This is a genomic window from Frankia sp. AgPm24 (assembly GCF_023243055.1).
Taxonomy (GTDB): Bacteria; Actinomycetota; Actinomycetes; order Frankiales; family Frankiaceae; genus Frankia; species Frankia umida.
The window spans coordinates 1-6,043 of the sequence record NZ_JALKFW010000030.1 but is presented as its reverse complement, the minus strand read 5'-3'; the positions used below and the strand labels follow the sequence as shown (position 1 = coordinate 6,043).

The 6,043-nt window shown below is 72.9% G+C and carries 4 protein-coding genes; 2 read left to right on the top strand and 2 right to left on the bottom strand.

Features of this window, described 5'->3' with window-relative positions; genetic code table 11:
- Positions 1 to 231: 231 nt before the first annotated feature.
- Positions 232 to 1,836, bottom strand: a complete 1,605-nt coding sequence (locus tag MXD61_RS05255) for an amidohydrolase (RefSeq protein ID WP_374628467.1) — start codon at positions 1,834 to 1,836, stop codon at positions 232 to 234.
- 43 nt (positions 1,837 to 1,879) lie between these two features.
- On the bottom strand, positions 1,880 to 2,320 hold the full coding sequence (locus tag MXD61_RS05250; RefSeq protein ID WP_283097509.1) for an Lrp/AsnC family transcriptional regulator: 441 nt from the start codon (positions 2,318 to 2,320) through the stop codon (positions 1,880 to 1,882).
- A 161-nt stretch (positions 2,321 to 2,481) separates the two neighbouring features.
- Here MXD61_RS05250 and MXD61_RS05245 point away from each other — a divergent pair, with 161 nt between their 5' ends.
- Complete coding sequence (locus tag MXD61_RS05245; RefSeq protein WP_248811719.1) at positions 2,482 to 3,543, top strand: 5'-3' exonuclease H3TH domain-containing protein; 1,062 nt, start codon at positions 2,482 to 2,484, stop codon at positions 3,541 to 3,543.
- Between the two features lie 211 nt (positions 3,544 to 3,754).
- On the top strand, positions 3,755 to 6,043 hold a 2,289-nt coding region (locus tag MXD61_RS05240), incomplete at its 3' end, for an SDR family oxidoreductase (RefSeq protein ID WP_248811720.1).

The window sequence follows — 6,043 nt, the reverse complement described above, 5'->3', positions numbered from 1 at the left end:
GGGGGGGGGGGGGGGGGGGGGGGGGGGGGGGGGGGGGGGGGGGGGGGGGGGGGGGGGGGGGGGGGGGGGGGGGCGCGCCCCCCGGGGGGGGGGGGGGGGGGGGGGGGGCCGGCGTCGCTGTCACCGGTCCAGTTTCGGTCATGACGGGCGTGTGGGCCACGGCGGCTGCCGGGTGTGGCGTGTGGGTGGGTTGTGGGCCGGCGGCTGGGGTGGGTGTGGGGCTGGCGGGGTTCAGGTGAGGGTGTCGTGGAGGATCTGGCCGCGCAGGACGGTGCGGCGGCAGGTGGGGGTGGGTGCGGTCGGGTCGGGCAGGGCGGTGGGGTGTGGGCTGGTGGTGGGGTGGTGGGTCCAGATGGCGTAGGTGGCGGGGTGGCCGGGGGCGAGGGTGCCGTGGCCGTCGTGGTCGGCGTGGGCGGCGTACCAGCCGCCGCGGGTGGCGGCGTCCAGGGCGGTGTGGGGGTGCAGGCGGGCGGTGGGGGTGTGGTGGGTGGTGGCGGCGTGGACGGCGCCCCAGGGGTCGAGGGGGGTGACGGGGGCGTCGGAGCCGAAGGCGAGGGGGATGCCGGCGTGGGTGAGGGTGGCGTAGGGGTTGAGGGTGGCGGCGCGGGTGGGTCCCAGGCGGGTGGTGTAGAGGTTGTGGGGGCCGCCCCAGCGGGCGTCGAAGGCGGGTTGGGTGGAGATGACCAGGCCGAGGGCGGCGATGCGGGGTAGGTGCGCGGGGGTGATCATTTCGGCGTGTTCGAGGCGGTGGCGGGCGGTGGTGAGGGTGTGGCGTCGGTGGGGTCCGAGGTGGGTGGCGGCGGCGTCGAGGCCGTCGAGGACGGTGGTGATGGCGGCGTCGCCGATGGTGTGGAAGCCGGTCTGGCGGCCGGTGGCGGCGCAGGTCAGGGCGATGTCGCGGATGGTGTCGGTGTCCAGGTGCAGGGTGCCGTGGTGGGGGGCGTCGGCGTAGGGGGTGTGCAGGGCGGCGGTGTGGGAGCCCAGGGAGCCGTCGACGAAGGTGTCGCCGCCCCAGCGGGCGCCGAGGGTGTCGGCGGTGGGCAGGTCACCGGCCCAGTAGCCGAGGATGGTGGGGCCGGGGGTGGTGGCGGCGTGGGTGAGCAGGCCGGTGAGGTCGTCGGCGCTGGAGACGTCGGGGCCGGCCATTTCGTGCAGGGCGGCGATGCCGAGGGTGGCGGCGCGGGTGCGGACGGTGTCCCAGGCGGCGTGGCGTTGGCCGGTGGTCAGGGTGGCGTCGGCGGTGCGTCGGGCGTGGTGGTGGGCGTCGCCGGTGACCAGGCCGGTGGGGTGCCAGCCGGGGTGGTCGGCGGCGTGGGCGGTGGCGGCGAGCGCGGTGGAGATGACGGCGGTGTGGCCGTCGACGCGGGCGAGGTAGACGGGGGCGCCGTGGGTGGCGCGGTCGAGGTCGCCCGCGGTGGGGGGTGTGTTCTCGGGCCAGCGGGTCTCGTCCCAGCCGGTGCCGAACAGGGTGTGGTGGCGGTGGTGGCGGGCGTGGGTGGCGAGGGCGTCGAGGGCGGCGGTGCGGGTGGGGCTGGTGGTGAGGTCGAGGCCGGTGAGGGCGAGGCCGGTGGCGGTGGTGTGCAGGTGGGCGTCGACGAAGGCGGGGGTGATCAGGGCGCCGTCGAGGTGCAGGACGGTGTCGGCGGTGCGGGTGGGGGCCTGGTCGTCGGTGCCGATCCAGGTGATGGTGTCGCCGGTGGTGAGCATGGCGGTGGCCGGCGCCGCGGTGGTGGGTGCGGCGCGGTGTGCCGCGGTGGCGGTGGGGGGTGGTGGGGTGACGGTGTGGATGTGGCCGCCGAGGTAGAGCACGGTGCGGGGGTGGGGGGTGGTGGGCACGGGGCGAGTGTGCCCGAGGGGATGTCTGGGGGGCTGGGGGGTCCTACAGGGCGGGGGGGCGGCCTTCGTAGGGGGTGGAGAGTACGACGAGGGTGCGGGTGGACACGCCGGCGGCGGCGCGGATGCGTTGCAGGAGGGTTTCGAGGGCGGCGGGGGTGGCGACGCGGACCTTGAGCAGGTAGCTTTCCTCGCCGGCGACGCTGTGGCAGGCCTCGATCTCGACGATGTGGGTGAGGCGTTCGGCGGCGTCGTCGGGTTGGCTCGGGTCGATCGGGGTGATCGAGACGAAGGCGGTGAGGGGCAGGCCGATCTGGGTGTGGTCGACCAGCGCGGTGTAGGAGGTGATGACTCCGCGTTGTTCGAGGCGGCGGACGCGCTGATGGACGGCGGAGACCGACAGGCCGGTGGCGCGGCCCAGGTCGGTGAAACTCATGCGCCCGTCTCGGCACAGCATCTGCACGATTCGTCGGTCGAGATCTTCCAGCACGATCCGGAGCGTACGCAGGTGAGTGGGGTGGTTGGGGTGGGTTTCTGGTCCGTTGCCTGGTCCCGGTGGGACAGTGGCTACGGTCGGTTGGTGTGTCGTGGGTCGGTGCGCTCGGCTGTGGTGACGGTTCGGTTGTGGTGGACGGGAGGTGGTGTTCGGTGAGTGGGCGTGGTGGTGGCGGGTTGCTGCTGGCGGATACGCCGTCGTTGTACTTCCGGTCGTTCTACGGGGTGCCGCGGTCGGTGCGGGCGCCGGATGGGATGCCGGTGAACGCGGTGCGGGGTCTGCTGGATGTGCTGGCGAGGCAGATTCTCGAGGTGCGTCCGGGTGCGGTGGTGGCGTGTTTCGACGCGGACTGGCGGCCGGCGTTTCGGGTGGCGTTGCTGGCGTCGTACAAGGCGCATCGGGTGGCCGGTGGCGACGCGGGTGTGGCTGGTTCGGGTGGGGTGGTGGAGGAGGTGGAGGAGGACCTGCAGCGGCAGCTTCCGGTCATCGACGCGGTGTTGGACGCGTTCGGGATCGCGCGGGTGCAGGCGGCGGGGTTCGAGGCCGATGATGTGATCGGGACGCTCGCGACGCGGTTTCGCGGGTCGGGTGGGGTGGATGTGCTGACCGGGGACCGTGATCTGTTCCAGTTGGTGGATGACGCGGCCGGGGTGCGGGTGCGGTATGCGGTGGAGCGGTTCGCGGTGGTGGATGAGGCGTCGGTGTCGGCGCGGTATGACATTCCGGGTCGGGTGTATGCGGATTTCGCGGTGTTGCGGGGGGATCCCAGTGACGGGTTGCCGGGGGTGGCGGGGATCGGGGCGAAGACGGCGTCGGCGTTGTTGAACCGGTTCGGGTCGTTGGCGGCGGTGCGGGCGGCGGTGGTGGCGGCGGGGCCGACCGGGTCGGTGGACGGTGTGTCGGGTGCGGTGTTTCGGCGGTTGGTGGGGGCGCGGGAGTATCTGGCGGCGGCGGTGGGCGTGGTGGCGGTGGTGCGGGATGTGCCGATCGGGCCGGTGGCGTGGGCGTTGCCGGCCGCGGCGGTGGACGCGGCGGAGGTGGCGCGGTTGGGGGCGCGGTATGGGATCTCCTCGGCGTGTGGCCGGTTGACGGCGGCGTTGGCCGAGGTCGGCGCTGGCGTCGGCGCCGAGGCGGGTGGGGCCGCCGGTGGGGTGACTGGTGGGGATGTGGGTGGTGTGGTGCGGGGTGCGGCGGCGGGTGGCGCACCCGGTTAGTGGGCGGGGTGCATCGTCGGTGTGGGGTGGACGGTAGGTTTCCGTGCGTACTGCGACTGGGGCACCGGTCGGCCGGGTGGGTGGGCTGGCGTCGCACGGACGGGTTCGTCGCGTCCGCTCGGGTGTGTTTCCGGATGGGCGTCCGCCGGTCCGGTCGGTGCGGCGTGGATGCCTGTGGGGGTGTCCGGGCCAGGGGCAGCGGAGGTCCATGGTGGGGCTGCGCGAGCGGCTCGCGGGTCGGCGGGTGCTGGTGACCGGGGTGACCGGGTTCATGGGCGAGGCGCTGCTGGAGCGGTTGCTGTCGGATTTTCCGGAGACGTCCGTGGTGGCGCTGGTGCGTCCGCGGGGTAGTCATTCGGGGTCGGCGCGGGTGACCCGGATGCTGCGTAAGCCGGCGTTTCGGGCGTTGCGGGAGCAGATGGGTGCGGCGGGGCTGGCGGAGCTGGTGGCGCGCCGGGTGGAGGTGATCGAGGGGGATCTGGCGTCGGTGCCGGACCTGCCGGCGGACATCGACGTGGTGGTGCACTGCGCGGGTGAGGTGTCCTTCGATCCGCCGATCGATGACGCGTTCCGGATCAACGTGGGTGGGTTGCAGGAGCTGTTGCGGGCGTTGCGGGCGGGTGGGGCGCGTCCGCATCTGGTGCATGTGTCGACGGCGTATGTGGCGGGGTTGCGTTCGGGGCATATCGCGGAGGGTCCGCTGCCGCATGAGGTGGACTGGCGGGTGGAGCAGGCGTTCGCGTCCCGGGTGCGGGAGCAGATCGAGGACGCGTCGCGGTCGCCGGAGAACTCGGCGCGGTTCCGGCGGGCGGGGCGGGTGCGGTTCGAGGCGGCGGGGGCGCAGACGGTCTCGGGTGAGGCGGAGCGGTTGCGCCGGGAGTGGGTGGCGCGCCGGTTGGTGTCGGCGGGTGGTGAGCGGGCGCAGGTGCTGGGGTGGACGGATGCGTACACGTTCACGAAGGCGTTGGGGGAACGCTGGTTGGAGGAGCATCACGGGGATCTGCCGTTGACGGTGATCCGTCCGTCGATCATCGAGAGTGCGTTGCGGCGGCCGTTCCCCGGGTGGATCGAGGGGTTCAAGATGGCCGAGCCGCTGATTCTGGCGTATGGGCGGGGTGAGTTGCCGGACTTCCCGGCGTCGCCGGACGCGGTGGTGGACATCATTCCGATTGATCTGGTGGTGAACGCGACGTTGGCGGCGGCGGCGGCGGTGCCGCCGGTGGATTCCCCGGCGTATTACACGGTGTGTTCGGGTTTTCGTAATCCGTTGCGGTTCCAGCAGTTGTACGAGCATGTGCGGGAGTATTTTCTGACGGATCCGTTGCCGCAGCGGGGTCGGGGGGCGATCGGGGTTCCGCAGTGGCCGTTCGCGGGGGCGGCGGCGGCGGAGTCGCGGTTGCGGCGTAGTGAGCGGCTGGTGGGGGCTGCGGGTCGGGTGTTGTCGCAGGTGCCGACGTCGTCGATGCGGGTGCGTCAGGTGGCGGGGCAGTTGGAGCGGGCGCAGGCGCGGGTGGCGTTTCTGCGGCGCTATTCGGATGTGTACCGGGCGTACACGAAGGCGGAGCTGGTGTATGTCGATGACGCGACGCGGGTGTTGCACGAGTCGATGGATGCCTCGGATCAGGTGGAGTTCGGGTTCGATCCGTGTGCGATCGACTGGGAGCACTATCTGTGTCGGGTGCACTGTCCGGCGGTGACGGCGGTGTTGCGTCGGCCGCGGGCGGCGGCGTCGCCGCGGCGGTTGTCGGGGCATCTGCCGGCGGGTGAGGGGGTGCTGGCGGTGTTCGATCTGGATGGGGCGGTGGCGTCGGCGTCGGTGGTGGAGTCGTATCTGTGGATGCGGTTGTCGGATCTGGGTGGGGTCGCGCGGGTGCGGGAGCTTGCGGGGTTGGCGGCGGCGTTGCCGGGTTATGTGCGGGCGGAACGTCGGGATCGGGGTCATCTGATGCGGGCGGTGTACGCCCGGTACGCGGGGGTGGATCCGCTGGAGTTGGAGCGGCTGGTGGCGCAGGCGGCTGGGGAGGTGTTGTTGCGTCGGGTGCGTCCGGCGGGGATTCGTCGGGTGCGGGAGCATCGGGCGGCGGGGCATCGGACGGTGTTGTTGACGGGGGCGTTGGAGGCGGTGACGGCGCCGCTGGCGCCGTTGTTCGACGATGTGGTGGCGGCCCGGTTGGAGGTGGGGCCGGACGGGTTGTGCACGGGCCGGTTGGCGTCGTCGCCGTTGGTGGGTGATGCGCGGGCGGCGTTCGTGGCGCATCACGCGCGGCTGGTGGGGGCGGATCTGTCGGTGTCGTGGGCGTATGCGGACAGCCAGTCGGATCTGCCGTTGTTGCGGGCGGTGGGTAATCCGGTGGCGGTGAATCCGGATGTGGCGTTGTTGCAGGTGGCGCGGGGGGCGGGGTGGCCGGTGGAGGAGTGGTCGGTGGCGGCGGGTGAACGGACCTGGCTGGCCGTGGGTAAGCGAGTGAAGTCGCAGCTCGCCGTGCTGTCGGTGCCGCTG